1 protein-coding gene is annotated in these 309 nt (G+C 21.4%); it reads right to left on the bottom strand.

Features of this window, described 5'->3' with window-relative positions; all coding sequences use genetic code 11:
- Positions 1-256: hypothetical protein (locus OL66_RS00005; protein WP_156956329.1), on the bottom strand; the 256-nt coding region annotated here is incomplete at its 3' end.
- Positions 257-309: the final 53 nt, after the last annotated feature.

The raw sequence follows: 309 nt of genomic DNA, 5'->3' as shown, positions 1-309 counted from the left end.
GAGTTGTAGGATGATTACTATATTTGCTTTTACAATCTTTCCAAGTTTTAGTTAATAAATCATGGAGTATTTCATTTTTTATTAAGTCATAATTGTTTCTTGTTGTCTTTATTAAAATATTAGAATTTATTTGAGGATGATATTTTAGTTCTTTTTCTTTGGATAGTTGTAAATTGAGTGTTTTTGGTTCTTCTTGGTTTATTTCTAATGTTATTTCTTGTTGTATATGTGGATATAGAATTAAACCTAATAACAATATACTTATAATTACTAAGAATGATAAAACTTTAATATTTATTTTCAAATTAT

Source organism: Chrysanthemum yellows phytoplasma, assembly GCF_000803325.1.
Classification (GTDB): domain Bacteria; phylum Bacillota_I; class Bacilli_A; order Acholeplasmatales; family Acholeplasmataceae; genus Phytoplasma; species Phytoplasma asteris.
The sequence above is the reverse complement of the archived record's forward strand: the minus strand, read 5'-3'. Positions and strand labels throughout refer to the sequence as shown.